The 21935-nt window shown below is 65.0% G+C and carries 17 protein-coding genes; 12 read left to right on the forward strand and 5 right to left on the reverse strand.

Annotated features, from left to right (window positions below; all coding sequences use genetic code 11):
• The first annotated feature begins 73 nt into the window (after positions 1-73).
• Complete coding sequence (locus tag FG91_RS08275; protein WP_152568052.1) at positions 74-421, forward strand: hypothetical protein; 348 nt, start codon at positions 74-76, stop codon at positions 419-421.
• 669 nt (positions 422-1090) lie between these two features.
• On the opposite strand, the gene FG91_RS08280 is transcribed toward FG91_RS08275, so the two are convergent.
• Entirely contained in the window at positions 1091-2089 is a 999-nt protein-coding gene (locus FG91_RS08280; RefSeq protein ID WP_200878422.1) for an alpha/beta fold hydrolase, read from the reverse strand.
• A gap of 216 nt (positions 2090-2305) precedes the next feature.
• Between FG91_RS08280 and FG91_RS08285 the strand changes: the two genes are divergently transcribed.
• Complete coding sequence (locus tag FG91_RS08285; RefSeq protein ID WP_037514000.1) at positions 2306-4579, forward strand: FdhF/YdeP family oxidoreductase; 2274 nt, start codon at positions 2306-2308, stop codon at positions 4577-4579.
• 8 nt (positions 4580-4587) lie between these two features.
• On the forward strand, positions 4588-5220 hold the full coding sequence (locus tag FG91_RS08290; protein WP_037514110.1) for a DUF1345 domain-containing protein: 633 nt from the start codon (positions 4588-4590) through the stop codon (positions 5218-5220).
• Here FG91_RS08290 and mobA read toward each other — a convergent pair.
• From mobA to FG91_RS08305, 3 genes are read right to left on the reverse strand one after another with little or no spacing between them, the layout of a single operon-like run.
• Complete coding sequence (gene mobA, locus FG91_RS08295) at positions 5215-5727, reverse strand: molybdenum cofactor guanylyltransferase (RefSeq protein WP_037514001.1); 513 nt, start codon at positions 5725-5727, stop codon at positions 5215-5217. The two genes, FG91_RS08290 and mobA, sit on opposite strands and share 6 nt — an antisense overlap.
• Positions 5724-6515, reverse strand: a complete 792-nt coding sequence (gene fdhD, locus FG91_RS08300; protein WP_235211982.1) for a formate dehydrogenase accessory sulfurtransferase FdhD — start codon at positions 6513-6515, stop codon at positions 5724-5726. The genes mobA and fdhD overlap by 4 nt, the downstream gene beginning before the upstream one ends.
• A 45-nt stretch (positions 6516-6560) precedes the next feature.
• Positions 6561-7475, reverse strand: a complete 915-nt coding sequence (locus tag FG91_RS08305) for a LysR family transcriptional regulator (RefSeq protein ID WP_037514003.1) — start codon at positions 7473-7475, stop codon at positions 6561-6563.
• A gap of 89 nt (positions 7476-7564) precedes the next feature.
• On the opposite strand from FG91_RS08305, the gene FG91_RS08310 reads away from it, so the two are divergent.
• The 3 genes from FG91_RS08310 to FG91_RS08320 are packed head-to-tail and all read left to right on the forward strand — an operon-like array spanning position 7565 to position 10480.
• The gene (locus FG91_RS08310; RefSeq protein ID WP_037514005.1) at positions 7565-8599 is read left to right on the forward strand and encodes an aldo/keto reductase; all 1035 of its coding nucleotides are present in this window, start codon (positions 7565-7567) and stop codon (positions 8597-8599) included.
• 14 nt (positions 8600-8613) lie between these two features.
• On the forward strand, positions 8614-9777 hold the full coding sequence (locus FG91_RS08315) for an MFS transporter (RefSeq protein WP_037514006.1): 1164 nt from the start codon (positions 8614-8616) through the stop codon (positions 9775-9777).
• Positions 9778-9817: 40 nt separating this feature from the next.
• A complete protein-coding gene (locus FG91_RS08320; RefSeq protein ID WP_037514008.1) occupies positions 9818-10480 on the forward strand; it encodes an MOSC domain-containing protein in 663 nt (220 codons plus the stop codon).
• Positions 10481-10527: 47 nt separating this feature from the next.
• Here FG91_RS08320 and glpD read toward each other — a convergent pair whose 3' ends face one another.
• Positions 10528-12045 (reverse strand): glycerol-3-phosphate dehydrogenase, encoded by a 1518-nt coding sequence (gene glpD, locus FG91_RS08325; protein WP_037514010.1) that lies wholly within the window; start codon positions 12043-12045, stop codon positions 10528-10530.
• A 127-nt stretch (positions 12046-12172) separates the two neighbouring features.
• Here glpD and zwf point away from each other — a divergent pair, with 127 nt between their 5' ends.
• The 6 genes from zwf to FG91_RS08355 all read left to right on the forward strand — a co-directional run bounded on the left by zwf (position 12173) and on the right by FG91_RS08355 (position 21921).
• On the forward strand, positions 12173-13636 hold the full coding sequence (gene zwf, locus FG91_RS08330; protein WP_037514011.1) for a glucose-6-phosphate dehydrogenase: 1464 nt from the start codon (positions 12173-12175) through the stop codon (positions 13634-13636).
• Between the two features lie 195 nt (positions 13637-13831).
• Entirely contained in the window at positions 13832-15673 is a 1842-nt protein-coding gene (edd, locus tag FG91_RS08335; RefSeq protein ID WP_037514012.1) for a phosphogluconate dehydratase, read from the forward strand.
• 55 nt (positions 15674-15728) lie between these two features.
• A complete protein-coding gene (gene eda / locus FG91_RS08340) occupies positions 15729-16349 on the forward strand; it encodes a bifunctional 4-hydroxy-2-oxoglutarate aldolase/2-dehydro-3-deoxy-phosphogluconate aldolase (protein WP_037514013.1) in 621 nt (206 codons plus the stop codon).
• Positions 16350-16436: 87 nt separating this feature from the next.
• Complete coding sequence (locus tag FG91_RS08345; protein WP_037514017.1) at positions 16437-18020, forward strand: HAD-IB family hydrolase; 1584 nt, start codon at positions 16437-16439, stop codon at positions 18018-18020.
• A 3-nt stretch (positions 18021-18023) separates the two neighbouring features.
• Positions 18024-20363 carry a glycerol-3-phosphate 1-O-acyltransferase gene (locus tag FG91_RS08350; RefSeq protein WP_037514019.1) on the forward strand — a complete coding sequence of 780 codons (2340 nt, stop codon included), beginning with the start codon at positions 18024-18026 and terminating at the stop codon, positions 20361-20363.
• A gap of 1 nt (position 20364) precedes the next feature.
• Entirely contained in the window at positions 20365-21921 is a 1557-nt protein-coding gene (locus FG91_RS08355) for a WS/DGAT/MGAT family O-acyltransferase (RefSeq protein ID WP_037514023.1), read from the forward strand.
• Positions 21922-21935: the final 14 nt, after the last annotated feature.

Genomic DNA, 21935 nt, shown 5'->3' on the forward strand with positions numbered 1-21935 from the left:
GTATAAGGGTCATTTTTCTCTTGAGCGGACTGCGCGGGCGACTAGGATCAAGTGATCAACAAAGGGGGTATAGATGCCAAAGTCGAAGATTTTCGGAGCGGTGATGGTTATTCTGGCAGCGGCGGCGGCAACGCCTGCCGCCGCGCAGGGGATCACCTATCTCGAATGCAACATGACAGCGGGCGGTGAAGGCGACGACATCATTTGGAAACTCGCTCTGGACGAGCGCGCGAAGACGGTGTCCTTTGAACACCCACAGGCGAGCGGTACTCTTCCCGCGACTTTCGCCGCCGACAAGGTGACGTGGAAGGGCGGTCGGTTCTCGGTCAGTCGGATCAATCTTACGTTCTCGCGCGAGTTCCTTGGGGTTGTCGACACCGGAAAATGCAAAGTCGTTCAGCCGCCGAAGCGCGCATTTTAGGAGGCAGCGGGAATGGAAACGCTGTTATTTATCCTGATTTGTTTCGCGCTCGTAACCGCATTGGTGGCGCATGGAAAAGGGCGCAACACGCTTGGGTGGTTAGTCCTAGGCTTCCTATTCGGACCACTCGCCCTTCTTGCAGTGGCAGTGGCAAGCCCGGATCGCCGAAAGGCCGAATTAAAAGAGATCAAAGCCGGGCTCCAATCGGGCGCGTTGCGGCGGTGCCCTTCCTGTGCCGAAGCGATCAGACGAGAAGCTGTACGTTGTAATCACTGCTCGTCCGAGGTGGAACCGCTACCGCCCCAAAGGGGGCTAATCGGAAGACTTTTTGGCGGACAAGTGAATTGACCGGCATACTGTCGCCCACCTTTCGGCGGCACGACCGGCTGCAACGACGCCCAAATATCTGTTCAAGCTACCAACAAGGGGCAGGATGATTGGTCCTAGAGTTGGTCCTAATTTTTCATTCTGGCCCAAAGAAATTGACGTAAAATTGCGGTTTTGTGAGAATGGTGCGCTTTCCTGCCGGGCGCGCCAATTCCATTCGACGCCTCGAGCGCGCAGCAGAGAGCCCTGACCTTGAATTGGCGGTCGCAAAAATGCGAGCGGTGGCCGGCGGCATGCGCCGGCCACCGCCGCTCGCTGCGGCACGGTTTCCGCTTCGTGCGCTCAGCGATCCGCCACTTTGCGATCGAGGAACGTGCGGATGAGCGGCGCCATCTCGTCGAGCTTGTCTTCGAGCGCGAAATGGCCGGTGTCGAGCAGGTGAAGTTCCGCGCCCGGCAGGTCACGCAGATAGGGGTGCGCACCCTCCACCGGAAAGATCACGTCATTCTTGCCCCACACGACCAGCGTCGGCGGTTTGTGCTCGCGGAAGAACGCCTGGAACTGTGGATAGAGCGGTACGTTGGTCCGATAGTCGTAGAATAGGTCGAGTTGGATATCCTTGTTGCCCGGCCGGTCCAGTCCCGCCTGATCGATCACCCAATTGTCGGGGCTGATCCGGCTTGGGTCCTTGACGCCATGCGTATATTGGAACTTGGTGGCGTCGAGCGTCAGGACGCCCGCAAGCGCCTTGCGGTGCTCGGCCGAACCGTCGCTCCAATAGGCTTTGATCGGGTTCCAGAATTCGCGCAGGCCTTCGGCATAGGCGTTGCCGTTCTGGACGATCAGGCCGCTCACCCGCTCGGGATGCTTCAGCGCGAGCCGGTAGCCGACGGGCGCGCCGTAATCCATCACGTACATGGCGTATTTCCGCGCGCCGACCTGGCCCAACAGCGCGTCGACGATGTCGGCATAATGCGCAAAGCTATAGTCGAATTTCGTGCGATCGGGCGCGTCGCTCTGGCCGAAGCCGGGATAGTCGGGGGCGATCACGCGATAGCGATCGGCCAGTTGCGGAATGAGGTTCCGGAACATGTGCGACGAGGTCGGGAAGCCATGGAGCAGCAGAACCACGGGGCCGTCGGCCGGACCGGCTTCGCGATAGAATATCTTCACGCCGTCGATCGTCGCGCTGCGATGGTGAATAGTGACCGGCGCGGGGGCGGTGGTTCGCGCAGCGGCGGCGGTGACCTTTGTCGGCTCGGTGGGCGCGGCAATGGCGGTGCCGGACAACGCGACGCTCGCGGCACTTGCAAGCAGCGCGGAAAGGACAAAATGCTTCATGATCCAAAACTCCTTGAACGATTGTCGATGGCCCAACGGCCTTCGTGCTCAAGAGATATTCTTTCCCATAAAGATTATAATTGGAAAAAATCGGAATATTTTATTCCATTTATTGTAATAAAGTCACTCGGCCGGGGTTCCGCCTGAAGTGATAGGTGGGCCATCCGCCAAAGACCGATGGATATGCGCCGTCCGCTATGCTCTAACCGGGTTGCGATGGCGCACGACAAACCCCGCTACCAGCCCTACAACAGTCCCGCCGGCGGCTGGGGCGCGGCGGCCGCGACCGCCAAGGTGCTGCTCGAACAAAGCGTCGTCACCAAGGGATCGCGCGCGCTGCTGTCGATGAACCAGCCGGGCGGTTTCAAATGCCCGAGCTGCGCCTTTCCCGACGCCAGCTGCACCAAGAAGCTGGAATTCTGCGAAAATGGCGCGAAGGCGCTTGCGCACGAGGCGACGAAATTCCGCGTCACGCGTGAATTTTTCGCGCAGCACAGCGTGACCGACCTGAAGAAGCAGTCGGATTATTGGCTGGAGATGCAGGGGCGGCTGACCGAGCCGATGCGCTACGACGCCGCGACCGACCATTATGTGCCGGTGAGCTGGGACGATGCCTTCGCGCTGATCGGCGCGCATCTGCGCGCGCTCGCCAGCCCGCATGAGGCCGAATTCTACACCTCGGGCCGCACCGCGAACGAGACGGCGTTCCTCTATTCGATCTTCGTGCGCGAATTCGGCACCAACAACTTCCCCGACTGTTCGAACATGTGCCACGAACCGACGAGCCGCGGGCTGCCGCACTCGATCGGCGTCGGCAAGGGCACGGTAATCCTCGACGATTTCGAGCATGCCGAGGCGATCTTCCTGATCGGGCATAATGCCGGGACCAACGCGCCGCGGATGATGACCCCGCTCGTCGAGGCGCGTAAGCGGGGGGTGCCGATCGTCGCGGTCAACCCGATGCCCGAGCGCGCGCTGATCAAATTCACCGAGCCGCAGGACATCGTCCAGATGGCGACCTTCGGCTCGACCGAAGTCACCAGCGAATTCGTCCATATCCGGATCGGCGGCGACCTCGCGCTGCTCAAGGGCATGATGAAGGTCATGTTCGAACGCGAGGCGGCGGGCGAGGCCGTGCTCGACCACGACTTCATCGCCGAACATACGTCGGGCTTCGCCGCGCTGAAGGCCGATATCGAGGCGCAGAGCTGGCCCGACCTCGTTGCCGCGGCTGGCATCGACGAGGCGCAGATCCGCCGCTGCGCCGAAATCTACATCCGGTCGAACGCGACGGTCATCTGTTACGGCATGGGGGTGACCCAGCATCAGCAGGGGTCGCAGCTGGTCCAGCAGATCGCGAATATCCTTCTCCTCAAGGGCAATTACGGCAAGCCCGGCGCAGGCATCTCGCCGATCCGCGGCCATTCGAACGTGCAGGGCGACCGCACCGTCGGCATCGACGAGAAACCGGGCCAGGCCTATCTCGACAAGGTCCGCGACGTCTTTGGTTTCGAACCGCCGCGCGAGCATGGCCATCATAGCGTCGAGTCGGTCGAGGCGATGATGGCGGGCACCGCCAAGGTCTTCATCGGCCTCGGCGGCAATTTCGTCCGCGCGGTCCCCGACACTGACCGCGCCTATGCCGCGATGCGCCAGCTGAACCTGACCGTCGGCATCGCGACGAAGCTCAACCGCGGGCATCTGGTGCATGGCAAGGATGCGCTGATCCTGCCCGTCGTTGCACGCTCCGAGCGCATCGAAACCGCCGCCGGCGAACAGTTCGTCACGATCGAGGATTCGATGTCGAACGTTACCGCCTCGCGCGGCGTGCTCGAACCCGCGAGCGCCGATCTGATGCCCGAGACCGAGATCGTCTGCCGCATGGCGATGGCGACGCTCCCGCACAGCAAGGTCGACTGGGCCAGCTATATCGATGATTATGGCCTGATCCGCGACAGGATTGCCGAAGTCTACCCTGCGCTCTACGCGGATTTTTCGGAGCGCATCAAGGCGCCGATGGGCTTCCATCTCGACATCCCGCCGCGCCGCCGTGCGTGGGCGACACCGACCGGCAAGGCCAATTTCCTTGTGCTCCCGGGGCTCGCGGTCAATGCGCCGGTCGACGACGCCGACATGCTGCGGCTCGCGACCGTCCGCTCGCACGACCAGTTCAACACGACGATCTACAGCTACAACGACCGTTATCGCGGCGTGTATAACGACCGGATGGTCCTGTTCCTGAACGCCGACGATATCGCGGCGCGCGGGCTGGAGGCGGGAATGAAGGTCGCGCTCGAAACGATCAGCGCCGACGGTATCGTGCGCCGCGTAGAGGGGCTGACGATCCTCGACTATCCGATGTCGCGCGGCTCGGTCGCGGGCTATTATCCCGAGCTCAACCCGCTGCTGCCGCTTGGCCATTATGACAAGACCAGCGGTTGTCCGGCCGCCAAGTCGATCCCGGTGCGCGTCGTCCGGGCTGCGGACTGACGCCGCCGATGGCCGTCGGCAAACATATCGCGCCGGTCCGTTTCCTGATCTTTCCGTTCGTGCTGGTCGCGGCGATGGGAGCGGCGCTCGCATCGGACATCGATCCGCGCGCCGCATTCCTGATCGGCTTCGACGTCGCCGCCTTTGTCTTTCTTTGCACCGTCGTGCCGCTCTTCCGTGCCGACGCCGATCAGATGCGTCGCCGCGCCGAATTTAATGACGCGAACCGCATCGGCCTGCTCGCGATCACCGTGCTGCTCTCGCTCGTCATATTGTTCGCGGTGGGGACGTTGATCGCAAGCCCGGGCAAGCTGGATCGCTGCGACGTCATCCTGATCGTCGCGACCCTCGCGCTGGCGTGGCTGTTCGCGAACATGGTGTTCACGCTCCACTATGCGCATCTCTATTATCTGCAGAAAGACGGCCGCGACCAGTGCGGGATCGAGGTTCCGGGGGTGCACGAGCCCGGTTACTGGGACTTCCTCTATTTCGCCTTCACGCTTGGCATGACCTTCCAGACCTCGGACGTCACCATATCGGGCGCGCATATGCGGCGCGTCGTGCTCGGCCACTGCATGGCGGCCTTTATCTTCAACATGGGCATTCTGGCGTTCACGGTGAACGCCATCGGTGGATCATGACCCCGCCAGCCGATCGAGGTCGGCGACGCTGTTGATGTTCGGCGGCACGAAATCGCTGGACACCGCCCGCGCGCCGATCCGGCGGGCATAGGCCCGGACGGCGAGGTCGTGTCCGTCCTCGAGGATGGCCCGCAGGTCATTGATCGAGGCAACCGGCCACAGCCCGATCACCGGCTGCGTCTCGAGGAAGGCCGGCGCCGGTTCGAGAAGCGCGCGAAGATCGTCGGGCAGGCGCACGCAATCGACCGGCGCCGTCAGCAGTTGATCGAAGCCATTGTCCGCCGCTTGGATAAGCGCACCCGCAATTCCGCCGAGTGGGCCCATGTCGGGGCGCGGCCAGTCGGCGATGCCGCCGTCGCGGCCGATGACGACCACCGTGTCGCAATGCGGTTGGAGCGCCGCCGATGCATGGTCGAGCAAGCTCCGCCTATCGAGCATCGCAAGCGCCTTGTCAGACCCGAAGCGGCTCGACCGCCCGCCCGCGAGCACCGCGCCGAGCGTCCTCATGCGATCATTCCGTGCGGATCGCTGACAACTAGCGCGGAATCCGTCCGCGCCAGCGTCACAAGCGTCAGCCCCGCCTGCACGGCGCGTGTCGCGGCGAGGCTGGTCGGCGCCGAGATGGTGACGAGCATCGGGCAGCCCGCGCGCACCGTCTTTTCGACCAACTCATAACTGCACCTTGCCGACAGCAGGATAAAGCCGGTCGCGGGATCGATGCCCGCGCGCGCCAAGGCCCCGATCAGCTTGTCGAGCGCATTGTGCCGCCCCACGTCTTCGCGCGCGAACAGGATGTCGCCGCCGGGCGAGCAGAAGGCCGCGGCGTGCACGGCACCCGTGGCGCGGCCGAGCGGCTGCTGATCGTGCAGCGCTGCGAGCGCGGCTGCAATGGCGTGACGATCTGTGCCGATGCGCGCGGTCACCGGCGGAAGCGGCCGCAGCACCTGCTCGATATTCTCGATCCCGCACAGCCCGCAGCTGCTCTCGCTCACGCGCTTGCGCGCGCGATCGAGCGCGATCGCGTTGCGTTCGGGGGGTAGCCAGATACGTAGCGCCCAACCGCCTTCGATGGGATGGGCATCGACGCGCCCGATCTGGCCCGGGGTTTCGATCAGGCCCTCGCCCAGCGCAAAGCCGATCGCATAATCCTCAAGATCGGCCGGCGTCGCCATCATTACCGCATAGCCGATGCCGCCGACCTCGATCGAAACCGGCGCCTCGACCGGAATGCTGCGGGTCAGTTCCGCGTCGCCGGGCTCGCCAAGCCCGAGTCGCCGGACGGAAAGGTCGATCATGTCCTGATTCATCGGCGCACCGTACCGCATCCCCGCTCGCCTGTCTCAACCGGCACGGCCGAGCTGTTCGGCGAGGAAGTCGACGAACACGCGAACACGCGCCGGGGTGTTCGCGCCGCCAGCAAACACCGCGTGGATCGCCTCGATATCGCCCGGATTATAGTCCTCCAGTACCGGGACGAGCGCGCCGCTCGCGATCTGGTCGGCGATGCTGAACGCGCCGACGCGCGCGATGCCGACCCCCGCCGCGGCAAGCTGTCCCAACGTCTCGCCATTGTTCGCCTCGATATTGCCCTGCACCGATAACGTGAATTCGCGGTCGTCGTCGCGGAAGGGCCAGGTCGGCTCGGCGCGGCGGAAATTGAAGTTCAGGCAATTATGGCCGTGCAGATCCTCGGGCACGCGCGGCGTGCCATGCGCGGCGAGATAGGCGGGTGAAGCGATGATGACGCGGCGGCTTTCGCCCAGCTTGCGCGCGGTCAGCGGGCTATCGGCGAGCGGACCGAAGCGGATCGCGACATCGGCTTGCCCCGCGGCAATGTCGACGAGCCGGTCGGCAAGGCTGATGTCGACAAGGATGTGCGGATAGAGGCGCACGAAATCTCCGAGGAGCGGCACGATGCTAAGCCGTCCATGTGCCTGAGCCGCGCTGACGCGGAGCCGCCCGCGCGGTGCGCCCTGATCGGCGATGACCTGCTCGGCATCGTCGAGGTCGGCGAGGATGCGGCGCGCCGCGCGCAGATACGCCTCGCCCTCGGCGGTCAGCGCGAGCGCGCGCGTCGAGCGTAGGAGGAGCCGGACGCCAAGCCGCGTTTCGATCCGGTCGATCGTCCGGCTGACCGCCGACGGGGTCAACCCGAGGCAGCGGCCGGCGGCGGAAAAGCTGCCCTCGGTGACCGCGACGGTAAAGACTTCCATCGCGCGCGCGCGGTCGCTCGTTTCGGCGATCTTTGCGTTCATTTCAAAAATCCTTCGCTTTTGGGAACGCTACTGTGTGCGAGACCGCGCGTCCATCTATGCCTCAACATCGCAAATGAAAGGGCAGGATCATGGAATATCGTCAATTGGGATCGTCGGGGCTTCGCGTTCCGGCCTTGAGTTTTGGAACCGGGACGTTCGGCGGCCAAGGCCCGCTGTTCAGCGCGTGGGGCACCAGTGATGCCGCCGAGGCGCGGCGCCTGATCGACATCAGCCTCGATGCCGGGGTGACCCTGTTCGACACCGCCGACGTCTATTCGAACGGCGCGTCCGAGGAAATATTGGGCGAGGCGATCAAGGGGCGCCGCGATGCGGTGCTCATCTCGACCAAGACCGGGCTGCCGATGGGCGACGGGCCGCAGGATTGGGGCGCCTCGCGCGGCCGGCTGATTCGCGCGGTTGAGGATGCACTGCGGCGGCTCGGCACCGATCATATCGACCTGCTCCAGCTCCACGCGTTCGACGCCTCGACCCCGGTCGACGAACTGATGGGCACGCTCGCTACGCTGATCGCCGCGGGCAAGCTCCGCTACGCGGGCGTCTCCAACTATCCGGGCTGGCAATTGATGAAGGCGCAGGCGACCGCCGACCGCCTCGGCACCCCGCGTTTCGTCGCGCACCAGGTCTATTATTCGCTGATCGGGCGCGCCTATGAGGCCGATCTGATGCCGCTTGCCGCCGATCAGGGCGTCGGTGCGCTGGTGTGGAGCCCACTCGGCTGGGGCCGGCTGACCGGCAAGATCGGGCGTGACCGCCCGGTTCCCGCCGGCAGTCGCCTGCACGAAACCGAACAATTCGCGCCGCCCGTCGCCGAAGAGCTGCTCTACCGCGTCATCGACGCGCTCGAAGCCGTCGCCGCCGAAACGGGCAAGACGGTGCCGCAGATCGCGATCAACTGGCTGCTCCGGCGCCCGACCGTCTCGTCGGTGATCATCGGCGCGCGCAACGAGGAACAGCTGCGCCAGAATCTCGGTGCGGTCGGCTGGGCGCTCACCGCCGAACAGGTGGCCGCGCTCGACGCCGCGAGCGATGTGCTCCCACCCTATCCGCACACCCCCTATCGGCAGCAGGCCGGGTTCGCCCGCCTGAACCCGCCGCTCGTCTGATCGGAAGAACCGACATGAAAATTAACTTCCCCCTCCTTGCGCTCGCGACCGGTGCCTTTGGCATCGGCATCACCGAATTCGCGCCGATGGGCCTCTTGCCCGATATGGCCGAGGGGCTGGGAGTGTCCATCCCCGCCGCCGGGCTGCTCGTCTCGGCCTATGCGCTCGGCGTGCTGATCGGTGCGCCATTGATGACGCTCACCACCGCAAGGATGAACCGGCGCACCCTGCTGATCGGCCTGATGGCGATCTTCACGCTCGGCAATTTCCTGTCGGCGATCGCGGGCGACTACACGACGCTGATGGTTGCGCGCGTCATCACGTCGCTCAACCATGGCGCCTTTTTCGGCGTCGGCTCGGTCGTCGCGGCGAGCCTCGTCGCGCCCGAGAAGCGTGCGAGCGCGGTCGCGGCGATGTTCATGGGGCTGACGCTCGCCAATGTCATCGGCGTGCCGCTCGCGCCATGGATCGGCGAGACCTTCGGCTGGCGCACCGCGTTCGGCGCGATTGCGATCTGGGGCCTCATCACGATGGCCGCGCTCCGTTTCGCACTCCCCGATATCCCGCGCGCCGAGGGCGGCAACATGCTCGCCGAACTCGGCGTGCTGAAGCGCCGCGAGGTGCTCGTCGCGCTCGCGCTCACCGCGATCGGCTCGGCGGCAATGTTCACCGTCTTCACCTATATCGCGCCGATCCTCACCGAAGCGACGGGGGCAGGGACGCTGTTCGTGACCGCGATGCTGGTGATCTACGGGCTCGGGTTGACCATCGGCAACTGGCTCGGCGGTATCTTCGCCGATCGTTCGATCGACCGCACCTTGATCGTCTCGCTCGCCGGGCTTGCGGTAATGCTAATCCTGTTTGCTGCCACAATGTATTCGCCGATCGCGGCCGCGGTCACGATCTTCCTGTGGGGCGTCGCGACCTTCGCCATCGTCCCGCCGCTCCAGATGCGCGTTATGGAGGCGGCCTCCGATGCGCCCAACCTCGCCTCGGCGGTCAATATCGGCGCGTTCAACCTCGGCAATGCGATCGGTGCCGCGGTCGGCGGTGGGGTAATCGGCCTCGGCCTTGGTTTCCCGGCGGTGTCGATCGCGGGCGCCGCGATGGCGGTCGCCGGGCTCGCAATCGTGCTCGCGTCACGGCAACGCGCTGCCCCGGCACTCGCGCAGGCCTGACGATTGCCATTTCGGCGGCAGAGCCTATGCAATCGCGGGTATGAAAGCCGAAATTCTCGCTGTCCTGCTTGGCAAGGTCCGCCCTTTCCGCGGTGACGATGAACCGAGCGCCATCGGCAAGCTGCCGGTCGCGGACTTGGTCGCCGTCGGCGCGATGGGCCTTGCCGGCGACGAGCAGGCCGACCGCACGGTGCATGGCGGTATCGACAAGGCGATCCATCATTATCCCGCCGATCATTATGACTGGTGGCGCGGGTATCTGGGCGATGCGCCGCTGCTCGACGCGCCCGGCGCGTTCGGCGAAAATATTTCGACGACCGGTTTCGATGAGGAAAATGTCTTTCTCGGCGACCGCTTCCGCCTCGGCACCGCGCTCGTCGAAGTGACGCAGGCGCGCCAGCCGTGCTGGAAACTCGACCACCGGTTTCAGGCCAAGGGGGTAATGGCGCAGGTCGTGAAGACGCGGCGGACGGGCTGGTATTACCGCGTGCTCGAACCCGGACAGGTGCGGGCGGGCGATGCGCTCGACCTCGTCGAACGGCCCTATCCCGAATGGCCGCTGGCGTCGCTGTTCGCCTTGCTGATCGGCGGCGAGGCAAAGGATCGTCCCGCGGACCTGCGCGCGCTCCGCGACGTGCCCGTGCTCGCCGAAACATGGAAGGTAAGGCGTGCCAAGCTCGCCGAGCAGTTCGGCGCGGATTAGGCCATCGCATATTCATTCCGGCTTTCGCGGGAATGACGAAATCAGGGCTATGCGGACTGCGCGAGGGGGCGTTTGGCTTCGAGCCAGACGGCGAGCTTCGCGACCTCATCGTCGCTGAAGTGCAGCCCCAGCTTGCTTCGCCGCCACAAGATATCGTCGGTCGTGCGCGCCCATTCGCGGTCAACCATCCACTGCACCTCGGCGGCGCTGAGTCCATGCGCGATCTCGCCGCCGAGCGCATCCCAATCCTCGGCCTGGCCGAGCCAGGCGCGCGCGTCGGTGCCATAGGCGCGGGTGATGCGGTCGACCGTCGCCGCGGTCAGGAAGGGGTAAGCGAGCTTATATTCGGCCTTGAGCGCCGCCACGCCGTTCGTCGGGAAATCGCCGCCGGGAAGCGGCGCCTTGGCGGTCCAATGCTTGGCCGACAGCGCCTCAACATGATCGACAAGTTCGTCGACCGCGGCCTCGGCGACATGGCGATAGCTGGTGATCTTGCCGCCATAGATGGTGAGCAGCGGAGCGCCCTCGGTGAGGTCGAGGTCGATGCGATAGCCGCGCGTTGCGGCTTCGGGGCGGCCCGATCCGTCCTCGATCAGCGGCCGCACGCCCGAATAGGTCCAGACGACATCGGCGGGGGTAACAGGCGAGCGAAAATAGAGGCTGGCACCTTCGCACAGATAGGCGATTTCCTCGTCGCTCGCCTTCGCCTCGCTCGCCGGCCCGTCATGGTCCTGATCGGTCGTCCCGATCAGCGTGAAGTCGCGCTCATACGGAATGGCAAAAAAGATGCGTCCGTCGGGAAGCTGGAAGAAATAGGCATAGTCGTGCTCGAAGACCTTGCGCACGACGATATGCGAGCCGCGCACCAGCCGCATCTGATGGTCGGGTTCGGCGTCGGCGCGTTTGAGAAGGTCGAGCACCGCGGGCCCCGCGGCATTGACGATGCTGCGGCCGGAGAAGCGATATTGGTGGCCTTGATCGTCGCGCGCGTCGACGACCCACAGGCCATCCTCGCAGCGCAGCATTTCGGCCCGCGTCCGCGTGCGGACGCGGGCGCCGCGATCGCCGGCATCGCGCGCGTTGAGCGCGACGAGCCGCGCGTCGTCGGCCCAGCCGTCCGAATATTCGAAGCCGTGCACATATTGCGGCTGGAGCGGGCCGCCCGCAATATGGCGACGTAGGTTGACCGAGCGCGTCGCGGGCAGTTTCTTGCGGCCCCCGATATGGTCGTAGAGGAAGAGGCCGAGCCGCAGCAGCCAGCGCGGACGCAGCCCGTCGCGATACGGCAGGACGAAGCGCAGCGGGCGGATGATGTGCGGCGCGATGCCCCACAATATTTCGCGTTCCTTCAATGCCTCGCGGACGAGGCCGAATTCATAATGTTCGAGGTAGCGCAGCCCGCCGTGGATCAGCTTGGTCGACTTCGACGAGGTGCCTTGAGCCAGATCGCCCGCCTCGAGCAGCAGCACCCGCGCGCCGCGTCCGGCGGCGTCGCGCGCGACCCCCGCGCCGTTGACGCCGCCGCCGACGACGATGACATCATAGGGCGGGGGGGCGTCGTTCATGGTGCGGTTTCCTAAGCCAAGTCGGCCGCGCTTGCCAATGGCAAGACATCGTATGCGGCTTACGTATGCGCGTTGCATTCGCTTCGTGTATCGCCCAATTCTTTGCAGATAATCCAAGGGGACGAATGTGAGCGTGAAAGTCGAAACATTGGTGCTGTTCGGCGCGACGGGCGACCTGGCGCAGCGCATGCTCTTTCCCTCGCTTTACAATCTCCACCTCGACGGGCTGCTTGCCGATGCGCTGACGATTATCGGATCAGGGCGCTCGAAGATGGATCGCGCGGCGTTTCAGGCGCAGGTTCGCGATGCGCTGACCGAACATCTGCCCGCGGACCGCATCGAGGATGCGGGTGTCGCGGCCTTCCTCGATCGCATCGATTATTGTGCGATCGATGCCGGCGCGGGCACCGGTTATGATGAACTTGCCGCGCTGCTCGGCGACCGAATGGGCCGCCCGATCGGTGTCTATCTGTCGACCCCGCCGTCGATGTTCGGCCCGATCGCGCAGGGGCTGAAAGCCGCCGGCATCGCCTGCGCCGAATGCCGCATCGCGATGGAAAAGCCGATCGGCCACGACCTTGCTTCTTCGCGCGACGTCAACGCGCAGGTCGGCGACGCCTTTGCCGAGGACCGCGTGTTCCGCATCGACCATTATCTCGGCAAGGAGACAGTGCAGAATCTGCTCGCGCTGCGCTTTGCCAACATGCTCTTCGAGCCGCTGTGGAACGCGCAGGCGATCGACCATGTCCAGATCACCGTCGCCGAAACCGTCGGGCTCGAAGGCCGCGTATCCTATTATGACGGCGTCGGCGCATTGAAGGACATGGTGCAGAACCATATGCTCCAGCTGCTCGCGATCATCGCGATGGAGCCGCCGTCGAGCGTCTCGTCGACCGCGGTGCGCGACGAGAAGGTGAAGTTGCTCCGCAGCTTGCGCAAGATGACCGCCGCCGACGTCAAGGCGCATAGCGTCAAGGGCCAGTACACCAGCGGCGCGGTGAACGGCGGCGCTGTCGCGGGCTATGCCGACGAACTCGGCAATCCGTCGAACACCGAAACCTTCGTCGCGCTCAAGGCCTATATCGACAATTGGCGCTGGAAGGGCGTGCCCTTTTACCTGCGCACGGGCAAGCGGATGCCGCAGCGCAAGTCCGAGGTGCTGATCCAGTTCAAGCCGGTGCCGCACAATATCTTCGCGCGTGTCGGCGCGGGCAAACTCGATGCGAACAGCATGATCATCAACCTCCAGCCCGAGGAGAATATCCGGGTCAAGGTGATGGCGAAGCAGCCGGGGCTCGACCGCGACGGTGTGAAGCTCAAAGAGGTGACGATGGACGTCTCGCTCTCGCACAGCTTTGCCGGTGAGCGGCGGCGGATCGCGTACGAGCGCCTGCTGCTCGATTTCATCGAGGGCGACCAGACTTTGTTCGTCCGCCGCGACGAGGTCGAGGCGCAGTGGCAGTGGATCGATTCGATCCGCGACGCCTGGGCCGAAGTCGACATGGCGCCGCAGAATTACACCGCGGGCAGCTGGGGCCCGTCGAGCGCAATCGCGCTGATCGAACGCGACGGAGCGAGCTGGCATGATTGAAGCCGCCCAAAACCTTCTCCCCTTGGGGGAGAAGGATACGAAGCCTTGTCGCGCAGCGACTAGGCGCAGTTGGATGAGGGTCTCTGTCGTTGCTTTCATCGCTGCCGTTCACACCCTCACCCAGCTTCGACTAGCGAGCAAGCTCGCAAGTCTGCGCATCCCTCTCCCCCAAGGGGAGAGGGTTTTGGAATTGTCATGACCACTCTCCACCCCACCATCGCCGCGGTCACCGACCGCATCATCGAGCGCAGCGCCCAACGCCGCGCCGCGTACCTCGCCCTGATGGACCGCCAGCGCGAGGCCGGCACCAACCGCGGCAACCTCTCGTGCGGCAACCTCGCGCATGGCTTTGCCGCTTCGGGCGAAGACAAACCCGTCATCCGCACCGGCGCGGCAATGAATATCGGCATCGTCACCAGTTACAACGACATGCTCTCGGCGCATCAGCCATATGGCCGCTATCCTGAGCAGATCAAACTCTTCGCGCGCGAAGTCGGCGCCACCGCGCAGGTCGCGGGCGGTGTTCCCGCGATGTGCGACGGCGTGACGCAGGGGCAGGCGGGCATGGACCTGTCGCTGTTCAGTCGCGACAATATCGCGCAGGGCACGGTGATTGCGCTCAGCCATGCGATGTTCGAGGGCGCGCTGCTCCTCGGCATTTGCGACAAGATCGTCCCCGGGCTGCTGATCGGGGCGCTGCGCTTCGGTCACCTGCCGCAGATCCTGATCCCCGCCGGGCCGATGCCCTCGGGACTCGCGAACAAGGAAAAGCAGCGCGTCCGCCAGCTCTACGCCGAGGGCAAGGCGACCCGCGACGAATTGCTCGAGGCCGAGGCTGCCTCCTATCACGGTGCGGGCACCTGCACCTTCTACGGCACCGCGAACAGCAACCAGATGATGATGGAGCTGATGGGGCTCCACGTCCCCGGCAGCGCCTTCACCAACCCCGGCACCAAGCTGCGGCAGGAACTGACGCGTGCCGCGGCGCATCGCGTTGCCGCGATCGGCTGGGACGGCGACGATTATCGTCCGCTGGCGCGCTGCATCGATGAGAAAGCGATCGTCAACGCCGCGATCGGCCTGCTCGCGACCGGCGGCTCGACCAACCATGCGATCCATCTGCCCGCGATCGCGCGCGCGGCGGGGATCATCATCGACTGGCAGGATTTCGACGAGCTCAGCCACGCGGTGCCTTTGCTCGCGCGCGTCTATCCGAACGGCGCGGGCGATGTGAACAATTTCCATGCCGCGGGCGGCATCGGCTATGTCGTGCGCGAACTGCTCGATGCCGGGCTGCTCCACGGCGATGTGCTCACCGTCGGCGGGACGATGGCAGATTATGCCGCTGAGCCCGTGTTGGTGAACGACGAGCTTCACTGGCAGGCGGCGCCCGCCGAGAGCCGCGACGATACGATGCTGCGCCCGGCCGCGGCGCCTTTCTCGCCTGACGGCGGGATGCGCCTGCTCGCGGGCAATCTCGGGCGCGCGATCATCAAGACGAGCGCGGTTGCCGAGGACCGCTGGACGATCGAGGCGCCGTGTCGGATCTTCGACACGCAGGACGCGGTGCTGGCGGCGTTCAAGGCGGGCGAGCTCGAACGCGACGTGATCGTCGTCGTGCGCTTCCAGGGGCCGCGCGCCAACGGCATGCCCGAACTGCATAAGCTGACGCCCGCGCTCGGCGTTTTGCAGGACCGCGGTTTCCGCGTCGCCTTGCTCACCGACGGCCGCATGTCGGGCGCGAGCGGGAAAGTGCCTGCGGTGATCCACCTCTCTCCCGAGGCGCTGCCCGGTGCCGATGGGGTCAGCGGTCCGCTCGCCTTCCTCGTCGACGGCGACATCGTCCGTGTCTGCGCACGCAAGGGCGAGGTGCTCGCGCTCGTCGATCCCGATATCTGGGCCGCGCGCAGTCCCGCCGTCCCGCCGCCGCCCGCGGTTGGCGTCGGCCGCGAACTGTTCGCGCTGTTCCGCCACCATGCCGATGAAGCCGAAAAGGGCGGATCGGCGGTGCTCGCAGCGATGGAAACGGTGATCTGAACCCGATCCGCTTGCCCCACGGGCAGGCGATGCAAAATTTTGAATGGAGTAGAGAATGTCCGACAGCGGTATCGAGCAGATCATGCGTTTGGCGCCGGTCATCCCGGTGATCGTCATCGATCGCGTCGAGGATGCGGTGCCGATGGCCGAGGCGCTCGTCGCGGGCGGCCTTAAGGTGCTCGAAGTGACGATGCGCACGTCTGCGGCGCTCGATGCGATCAAGGCAATGAAATCGGTCCCGGGCGCCGTGGTCGGCGCAGGCACGGTGCTCAATCCCCGGATGCTCAAGGACGCGCTCGACGCGGGTTCCGAATTCATCGTTTCGCCAGGCCTTACCGACAGCCTCGGGCAGGCCGCGGTGACAAGCGGCATTCCCTTCCTCCCCGGCGTTGCCAATGCGTCGAACATCATGGCGGGGCTCGACCTCGGGCTCGACAGCTTCAAATTCTTCCCCGCGGCGACGAGCGGCGGCATCCCGGCGCTGAAGGCGCTTTCGGGTCCGTTCGGCGGGATCAATTTCTGCCCGACCGGCGGCATCAGCGCCGCGACCGCGCCCGAATGGCTCGCGCTGGGGCCGGTGCTGTGCGTCGGCGGCAGCTGGGTGGTGCCCTCGGGACCGTTGGACCCCGCGCGGATCGAGGCACTCGCACGCGAGGCGGCAGCGCTCGCATCCTAACCCGGACCCTGAATTGGGCGCATTGATAAACGCCATCTTTACTGCCATCGTGCAGGAAAGGCGGCAATATAGCCGCTTGGTGGGGAGATGCGCGTGCCGAGGCCTCAGCCGCATTTGGAAGAAGTCCTGGCGTCCGAACCCGGACCGCATATCGCCGCGCTCTTCGATTTCGACGGTACGATCATCTCGGGCTACTCCGCGACCGCGATGCTGCGCGAGAAATTCCAGCGCCGCGAAATGTCGGTCGAGGAAATCGCCGAAACCGCGCAGGTGGTCGCGCAGCACAGTCTCGGCACCATCGGTTTTTCGGGGCTGATGTCGGGCGCCGCCAGATTCATGCGCGGCGTCGATGAGGAAAGCTTCATCGAATTCGGCGAGGAGCTCTACAAAAAACATATCGCGCGCAAGATTTATCCCGAGACGCGCGCGATCATCGAGGCGCATCAGGCGAAGGGCCACCGCGTCGCGATCATCTCGTCGGCGACGATCTATCAGATCGAACCCACCGCGCGCGACCTTGGCATCACCGACATCAAATGCTCGGCCTATGAGATCGAGGACGGCGTCTTCACCGGCGAGATCATCCGCCCGCTCTGCTTCGGCGAAGGCAAGGTGCTCGCGGCCGAGGAACTCGCCGCCGAATATGGCCTCGATCTGGGTCAGAGCTTTTTCTATTCGGACAGCGACGACGATATCGAACTGCTCGAACGCGTCGGCAAACCGCGCCCGCTCAACCCGAATTTGAAGCTCAAGGCGATCGCCGACGAGCATGGCTGGCCGGTGCAGCGCTTCGCGAGCCGCGGCACGCCGAGCTGGATCGATTATACGCGCACCATCTATGCCACCGGCTCGCTCGTCGGCGCCTTCGCCGCAGGGCTGCCGATCTGGGCGCTGACACGCTCGCAGCGCGAGGCGGCGAATTTCTCGATCGGGCTGTTCGGCGACTTCGCGACCGCGATCACCGGGGTCGAACTGGAGGTCGAGGACGAAAAGCATCTCTGGTCGTCGCGCCCGTGCGTCTTCATCTTTAACCACCAGAGCAAGGCGGATGTGATGATCCTTGCCAAGCTCATCCGCCGCGACATGGGCGGGGTGGGCAAGAAAGAGATCAAGGATATCCCCATCCTTGGCAAGCTGATGGAGTGGGGCGGCACGGTCTTTGTCGACCGCGCCGACGGCAAGAGCGCGATCAAGGCGATGGAGCCGCTCGTCGATGCGATCAAGATCGAAGGCAAATCGATCTGCATCTCGCCCGAGGGGACGCGCAGCCTGACGCCGAAACTCGAGCCGTTCAAGAAGGGCGCCTTCCACCTCGCGATGCAGGCCGGCGTGCCGATCGTCCCGATCGTGATCCACAATGCGACCGACGTCGCGCCGAAGAACGAGTTTGTGATGCGCCCCGCGACGGTGCGCGTCACCGTGCTGCCGCCGGTCGACACGTCGAAATGGAGCCCTCGGACGATCAATACACACGTCCGCGACGTGCGGAACAGGTTCCTTCGCACGCTCGGCCAGCCCGAGGAAAGCGCGGCAGAATCGGTCGCGGCCGAAGCGCCTTCCGAAACGAAGGCGGAAAAGCCGAAGCCAAAGAAGACGGCCGAGAAGAAATCGCCGGTGAAAAAGAAGGCGCCGCCCAAAAAACCGGCCGCCCGCAAGGGAAAGACCGGCTAAACGGTGGCCGACGGAACGCCCCGCACCCCAATCGTGGCGGAGCAGGCGGCCGACCGGCTCTATATTATCGACGCGCGCGGGCGGCTCGAGCGGCGTATCCTGCTCGACTGGATTCATTCGACGAGCGGCGACGAGGAACCGGCCTGGGCGAGCCTCGACATCGAGGACGACGATCATGCGCTGCCCGTCGACGTGCTGCAGGCGCGGCTCGGCGGGGCGCCGTCGCGGCAGATCGTGCCGCTGCGTATTGCGTGGCGCATCCCGGGTTTCGACAAGAATCGCGCTCTCAAATTTCGCCACCTGATCTTCGGCGACCCGCGCCATCCCGGACCGTTGCGCGCGCAGCTGATCCTGTGGCGCGATCGCCGCCGCGCGCAGATATTGGTCGGCGAGGCGGCGACGCTCGACATGCTGCGCGACCGCTTCTGCGCGCAGACCGGCGGCGGCGACGGCGAGGGGACCGACAGTCCCGAATTCGCGGGCTTCGTCGCGCGGCAGGCGGCACTTGCGCTCGACGTTGCCGAGCGCGGCATTCGCGGCACACGCTATAAGGTCCCGCGTTTTGTCGCCGATGGGCTGCGCACCAGCCCGAAATTCCGCGCCGCACTCGCCGAACTTTCGGAGAAGACGGGGCGCCCGGTCGCCGACCTCTACCGCGAGGCGCGGCCGCTGATGAAGGAGGTCATCGCGCGGCCGTCGGCGCTGTTCCTCGACCTGCGCGCGCGGCTCGATCGCATGATGTTCGGCGGCTACGCGCCCGAAATGGAAATCGACGCCGCCGAACTTGCCAAGCTGCGGTCGATCCTGCGCGAGCATCCGACCGCGATCCTCTTCACCCACAAAACCTATATCGACGGCGCAACACCCAGCCGGCTTGCCTATGAAAACGACCTGCCGATGCTGCACAGCTTCGGCGGCGCCAATCTCGACTTCGCGGTGATGGGCGAATTTTTCCGCCGTTCGGGAATGATCTTCATCCGCCGCAGCTTCCAGGATCAGCCGGTCTACAAGCTCGTGCTGCGTCATTATATCGCCTGGCTGCTTGCTAAACGCTTCCCGTTGTCGTGGGCGTTTGAGGGCACCCGCTCGCGGCTCGGCAAGCTGATGCCGCCCAAATACGGCCTGATGAAATATGTCCTCGACGCGGCGCATGCGACGGGGACGAAAGACGTGCATTTCGTGCCCTTCGTCACCAGCTTCGACCTGATCCGCGACGTCGAGGAATATGCGGCCGAACAGACGGGCCGGAACAAGAAGCCCGAGAGCCTGTCGTGGTTCCTCGGCTATATGAAGAGCCTCAAGGAACCCTCGGGCCGCATCCGCCTCGACATCGGCAACCCCGTGGTGATCGACGCGGCGCCGGCCCCCGATGACAAGCGCGCGCTCGAAACAATTGCCTTCGCGGTCGCGGTCGAGGCGAATCGCGTCACGCCGCTCACCGTCACCTCGGTGATGTGCCTGATCCTCCTCGGCATGGCGCCGCGCGGCGCGACCGCGGCCGAATTGCTCGGCGCGATCGGCGCGGTAACCGACTGGGCGCGGGCACGCGACATTCGGCTCAGCAGCGAACTGGAGAGCGGCGACAATACCGCGCTCTCGGCGACGGTCGACACGCTCGTCGCGAGCGGGCTGCTGACCCGCTACGAGGCGGGCAGCGAGAATGTCTATTCGATTGACCCCGCCAAGCATCCGATGGCGAGCTATTATCGCAACATCATCGCGCATCATTTCCTCGACCGCGCGATGATCGAACTGGCGCTGTTCGAGCTGCGCGACGGCGACAGCGGCGATGCGACCGCGGCCTTCTGGGCAAAGATCGACCGGCTGCGCGACCTGTTCAAATTCGAATTCTTCTATCCGCCGCGTGACGAGCATCGCGCCGCGATCGAGGCCGAACTTGCGCGTATCGACCCCGTATGGGACCGCCGCCTCGCCGGCGGCGACCGCGGCATCGCGCAGCTCCTCCGGCGGTGCCAACCGGCGGTTGGTCACGCGATATTGCTTCCCTTCGCCGAGGCTTATTCGGTCGTCGCCGAACTGCTCGCGCGCGCGAAGCCCGGCGACGCCGTCGACGAACAGGCGCTGCTCGATGGCGCGCTGGCCGAGGGCAGGCAGGCGTATCTGCTGCGCCGGATCAGCAGCGAGGCGGCGATCGGCAAGCTGCTCTTCGCCAACGGCCTGTCGCTGATGCGCCATATGGGACTGACAACCGACGCGACCCCGGTGAACCTCGCCGCGCGCCGCGCGCTGCTGATGGAACTGCGCGGCCTCGCCAACGTCATGGAAACGATGCGGCTTTCGACGGTGGCGCTGGCCGACCGATTGCCCGGTTCAGGAGGATAGGATGCTCAAACAGCTCAGCGCGCAGGACGCCCAATTCCTCTACACCCAGACCGCGAACAATCTGACGCACATCATGGGCGTCTATATCTACAACCCCTCGACCGCGCCCGGCGGCTTCGTACGCTTCAAGGATATCATCCGCCACGTCGAAAGCCGCGTTCATACCTCGCCCCTGTTCAAGCGCCGGCTCCACCGCCTGCCGTTCGACATGGATCATCCCTATTGGGTCGAGGACGAGCATTTCGACATCGAGGCGCATATGAGCCACGCGCGGCTGCCCGAGCCCGGCGACTGGCGGCAATTCTGCATCGCGGTCGCGCGCTGGTTCTCGAAGCCGATGGATATGAACCGCCCGCTCTGGGACATCTATATCATCGAGGGACTCGATCGCATCCCGGGCATCCCGAAGGGTAGCTTCGCGATGCTCCACCGCGTCCATCACGCCGCGGTCGACGGTGCCTCCGGCGCACACGCCTTCATCGCGATGAGCGACATCGATGCGAAGGGCACGCCCGCGATCGCCGAGCCGCCGCCGGTCGAGGAACTCGGCACGGTGCCGTCGAGCGCCGAAATCCTCTCGCGCGCCTGGTCGGCGTCGATGCAGTCACCGGTCAAGTTCATGAACGCGCTGATGAAAATGTCGCCCGCGATCATCTCGTCGGCGAGGCGGTCGATTGCCGAAGGCGGCATGACCGCCGGCGTCCCCGAAACGCGCTTCAACGTGCCCGTCGGCCCGCACAAGATGTTCGACGCGACGACGGTCGCGCTGACCGACGTTGCCGAGATCCGCAAGAAGGTGCCGGGCGCGACGGTCAATGATGTCGTGCTGACCACCGTCGGCGGCGCGCTCCGCAAATATTTGCAGAAACACAAAGAGCTGCCGAAAGACAGCCTTGTCGCGGTCGCGCCGATCAATCTGCGCGGGAAGGGCGGGAAAGCCTCGAAGCCGGGCAATCAGGTGTCGGCGATGAGCGTCCCGGTGCGCACCGACATCGCCGATCCGCTCGCGCGGCTTGCGGCGATCCGCAACTATACCGTCGAGGCAAAGGAAGCGAAGGCGGGAGTCAGCGCACGGATCATGACCGACCTGTCACAGCACATTCCGGGCGCGACGATGGCGGCTGTGGCGCGGCTCGTCACCAGCGAGCGTTTCGCGGTGCGCGGGACCAACCTTTTCATCTCGAACGTACCGGGGGCGCAGGTGCCGCTCTATCTCGCTGGGGCGCAGCTCGTGCAGCAGCATGGCATGGCGCCGCTTGCGAACAACATGGGCCTGTTCGTCGCGACCCCCAGCTACAACGGCCGGATCGCTTTCTCGCTCATCTCCGAACGCGCGGTGATGCCCGACATCGCCTTTTTCAGGGAGTGCATCGAGGAAAGTTTCGCCGACCTGATGGCGGCGGTGCCGAAGCCGGAAAAGGCAAAAGCCGCTACGGCGGAGCCGAAACCCGCGGCCAAGCCCAAGCCAAAACCCAAACCCGCGCCGAAACCTGCCGCGAAGCCCAAGGTGAAACCGGTTGCTAAAGCGAACGCAACCGGCAAGACTCGAAAAAAATAATGATGCTCTCGCAG

It is taken from the genome of Sphingopyxis sp. LC81 (assembly GCF_000756375.1).
Classification (GTDB): Bacteria; Pseudomonadota; Alphaproteobacteria; order Sphingomonadales; family Sphingomonadaceae; genus Sphingopyxis.

Bases quoted from the DNA above. Each gene is read 5' to 3' on its own strand.
- FG91_RS08275 (WP_152568052.1), top strand. From the start codon at position 74: ATGCCAAAGTCGAAGATTTTCGGAGCGGTGATGGTTATTCTGGCAGCG.
- FG91_RS08280 (WP_200878422.1), bottom strand. From the start codon at position 2,089: ATGAAGCATTTTGTCCTTTCCGCGCTGCTTGCAAGTGCCGCGAGCGTC.
- FG91_RS08285 (WP_037514000.1), top strand. From the start codon at position 2,306: ATGGCGCACGACAAACCCCGCTACCAGCCCTACAACAGTCCCGCCGGC.
- FG91_RS08290 (WP_037514110.1), top strand. From the start codon at position 4,588: ATGGCCGTCGGCAAACATATCGCGCCGGTCCGTTTCCTGATCTTTCCG.
- mobA (WP_037514001.1), bottom strand. From the start codon at position 5,727: ATGAGGACGCTCGGCGCGGTGCTCGCGGGCGGGCGGTCGAGCCGCTTC.
- fdhD (WP_235211982.1), bottom strand. From the start codon at position 6,515: ATGATCGACCTTTCCGTCCGGCGACTCGGGCTTGGCGAGCCCGGCGAC.
- FG91_RS08305 (WP_037514003.1), bottom strand. From the start codon at position 7,475: ATGAACGCAAAGATCGCCGAAACGAGCGACCGCGCGCGCGCGATGGAA.
- FG91_RS08310 (WP_037514005.1), top strand. From the start codon at position 7,565: ATGGAATATCGTCAATTGGGATCGTCGGGGCTTCGCGTTCCGGCCTTG.
- FG91_RS08315 (WP_037514006.1), top strand. From the start codon at position 8,614: ATGAAAATTAACTTCCCCCTCCTTGCGCTCGCGACCGGTGCCTTTGGC.
- FG91_RS08320 (WP_037514008.1), top strand. From the start codon at position 9,818: ATGAAAGCCGAAATTCTCGCTGTCCTGCTTGGCAAGGTCCGCCCTTTC.
- glpD (WP_037514010.1), bottom strand. From the start codon at position 12,045: ATGAACGACGCCCCCCCGCCCTATGATGTCATCGTCGTCGGCGGCGGC.
- edd (WP_037514012.1), top strand. From the start codon at position 13,832: ATGACCACTCTCCACCCCACCATCGCCGCGGTCACCGACCGCATCATC.
- eda (WP_037514013.1), top strand. From the start codon at position 15,729: ATGTCCGACAGCGGTATCGAGCAGATCATGCGTTTGGCGCCGGTCATC.
- FG91_RS08345 (WP_037514017.1), top strand. From the start codon at position 16,437: ATGCGCGTGCCGAGGCCTCAGCCGCATTTGGAAGAAGTCCTGGCGTCC.
- FG91_RS08355 (WP_037514023.1), top strand. From the start codon at position 20,365: ATGCTCAAACAGCTCAGCGCGCAGGACGCCCAATTCCTCTACACCCAG.